Here is a 2,863-nt window from a genome sequence, read left to right as displayed (position 1 = left end):
GGTGAGTGGAGCGCCGGGCGGAGGCTCGGTGCTCCCCACGCCGGGCGGCTGGATCCCGCGCGGACCGGACCCCGACGCGTCGTCGTCCCCGGCTCGTCCGGCACCGACCGGCGACCCGGGCGCGGAGGGGACAGGCCCGCGCCCCGCGGACCCGGCGGGGTCCCGCGCCGACGCGTGGCGCCGCGCATGGGGCCTGCCGGCCGCAGCGGAGCCGGAGTCCGGAGGGCAGACGACCGATACGCCCGACCAGGGCACCGAGCCGCGGGAGGGCGACCGATGAGCGCGACGTCTCGTCCTCTGACTGCCCGCCTGCGCCGGCGCAGCACGCTCCTGGGCGGCACCGCGATCGTCGCGCTGCTCGTCGGCGCCTGCGCGCCCGACCTCCCGCAGCCCGACCCGCCGCCCGCACCCGCCGTGGCTCCGGCCGCGCTCACGGTGCCGCAGTCCGAGCGCGTCCTGACCTCGCTGGGCGAGCTCCTGACGGCGTCGGACGCGGCGCTCGACGCGACCGCGCTCACGCCGCGCGTCGAGGGCCCGGCGCTCGCGATGCGCACGGCCGAGTACGTGCGGGCCTCGGCGACGGCCGGAGCCAAGCCGCCGACGGCGCTCCCGACGAGCGCGCTCGCGATGATCGTGCCGCAGACCACCACGTGGTCGCGCACCCAGCTGGTCGTCACCGAGCAGCCCGACGACCTGCAGGCGCAGCGCATCCTCGTCCTGCGCCAGGACGACCCGCGCGCGCTCTACAAGCTGTGGGGCTGGGCCCGGCTCATGCCCGGTTCGCAGATGCCGGCGACGGCACCCGCGGACGCGGGCTCGGAGTCGCTCGCCGCGGACGACGCGAGCCTGCTGCTGACGCCGACGGACGCCCTGACGCAGTTCATGGACGTCGCGGCCAACGGCGCGGCGTCGCAGTACGCCGCGAGCTTCGCGCCCAGCCCGCTCGTGCAGGAGCTGGAGGACATGCGAGCCGAGGCCCGGTCGGGCATCGGCTCGGCGGGCACGGCCGCGACGAGCTACACGATGGACCCGACCCCCGCGACCGCGCTGCGCACGGTCGACGGCGGGGCGATCGTCACGGGCACGTTCACGGCGGTCTCGCGCATGACCGTGACTCTCGAGGGCGCGACGATCGGGCTGTCCGACCCGTTCTACGCCGCGCTCGCGGGCGCGACGTCGGCCGCGAAGGAGTCCAAGCGCACCTTCACCGGGATCGTCGTGCTGTACGTCCCGCCCACCGGGTCCGACGCTCAGGTCCAGGTCCTCGCGGGCGAGCTCGTGGTGACGGCCGTGACGGCGTCCTGACACGATCGGTCGTGCGCGTCGGGCTGCCGCGACGGGCACGGAGCACGGCAAGGGACACCGCAGCGCACCAGGCCCGGACCGCGCCACACGCCCGGACCGGGCCGGCCGAGAACGATCAGCACGACGAAGGACGACGAGATGGCCCAGACCGATCCCCAGCGACCCCGGCTCGACGTGCGGGGGGCAGTCGACCTGTCCGCGCTCGCGCGACCGACCCCCGCGCCCGGCACCCCGGGCGGGCTGCCGCCGGCCGGTGCGTACGTCGTCGACGTCGACGAGGCCTCGTTCCCGGAGCTCGTGCGGCGCTCGACGGAGCACCCCGTGCTCGTCGTGCTGTGGGCGACGTGGTCCCAGGCGAGCCAGCAGGTCGCTGCGGACCTGGCTGCGCTGGCCGACGAGGACGCGGGCCGCTGGCTCCTTGCCCGCGTCGACTCCGAGGCCAACCCGCAGATCGCCGCGGCCTTCCAGGCACAGTCCGTGCCGATGGTCGCCGCGGTGCTCGCCGGGCAGCCGGTCCCGCTCTTCCAGGGCGCCGCCCCGCGCGAGCAGATCCGCCCGGTGATCGACCAGGTGCTCGAGGCCGCCGCCGCCAACGGTCTGACCGCGACGGTCACCCCGGGTGAGGCCCCCGCGCCCGAGGCGTCCGAGCCCGAGCTCCCGCCGCTGCACCAGGCCGCGTACGACGCGATCGAGCGAGACGACCTCGACGCCGCGACGGCCGCGTACGAGCAGGCGCTGCGCGAGAACCCGCGCGACCACGAGGCCCGTGCCGGCCTGGCGCAGGTCGCGCTCCTGGCGCGCACCCGCGGGATGGACCTGGCCGCGGTCCGCTCCGCCGCAGCCGACGCGCCCCGTGACGTCGACGCGCAGCTCGCGGTCGCCGACCTCGACGTGCTGGGCGGCAAGGTCACCGACGCGTTCGACCGGCTGATCGACCTCCTGCGCGTGACGGCGGGCGACGACCGTGAGCGCATCCGGATCCGACTGGTCGACCTCTTCGAGGTGATCGGCGGCGAGGACGAGCGCGTCGTCGCGGCACGGCGAGCCATGGCGAGCGCGCTGTACTGACCCCGCTCGACGCCTGGCCACGGGTCGCCACGCCGCTCGCCGAGGGCGCTCGGAGGCTCGCGGCCAGCGCTCGGAGGGCTCGCGGCCACCGCAGGGAGGCCGCGGAACGATGTCCCGGCCGGTGATCATGCGGATCTGGGGACGGTGACCGGCGTCACCACGTCACGGATTTGCCCTCGGCGCCAGGGGCTGCGTAATGTTCTCGATGTCGCCCGGCAGGGAGGAACGGACACCGCGGAACGCACCGCGATGGCTGGTCCCGCAGGCGACACCCCCCGGAGCATCACTCCACCGACGACCATGTCGCCGGCCTGGTGAGCTGCGCCGGATGCGGGAGAGATCCGAACCGATGATCGCCGAACAGGCGGTTTGACGAGCGGGACTCGAACCGCTAAGTTAGAGAGGTTGCCTCCTGAACGGGTCGAAAGCCCGGGACGGAAGAGCGTCTGTTCCTTGAGAACTCAACAGTGTGCCAAGTAGTCGATGCCAT

General features: G+C 74.9%; 2 protein-coding genes and 1 pseudogene. All 3 read left to right on the top strand.

What is annotated here, in order from left to right:
* A pseudogene (locus CWIS_RS19535) lies at positions 1-280 on the top strand (hypothetical protein); the annotation flags it as partial.
* The gene (locus CWIS_RS13385) at positions 277-1,305 is read left to right on the top strand and encodes a hypothetical protein (RefSeq protein ID WP_048343820.1); all 1,029 of its coding nucleotides are present in this window, start codon (positions 277-279) and stop codon (positions 1,303-1,305) included. The pseudogene CWIS_RS19535 and the gene CWIS_RS13385, both read left to right, overlap by 4 nt.
* 138 nt (positions 1,306-1,443) lie before the next feature.
* Positions 1,444-2,373, top strand: a complete 930-nt coding sequence (locus tag CWIS_RS13380) for a tetratricopeptide repeat protein (RefSeq protein ID WP_048343819.1) — start codon at positions 1,444-1,446, stop codon at positions 2,371-2,373.
* Positions 2,374-2,863 lie beyond the last annotated feature (490 nt).

This window comes from Cellulomonas sp. A375-1 (assembly GCF_001040865.1).
Classification (GTDB): domain Bacteria; phylum Actinomycetota; class Actinomycetes; order Actinomycetales; family Cellulomonadaceae; genus Cellulomonas; species Cellulomonas gelida.
The sequence above is the reverse complement of the archived record's forward strand: the minus strand, read 5'-3'. Positions and strand labels throughout refer to the sequence as shown.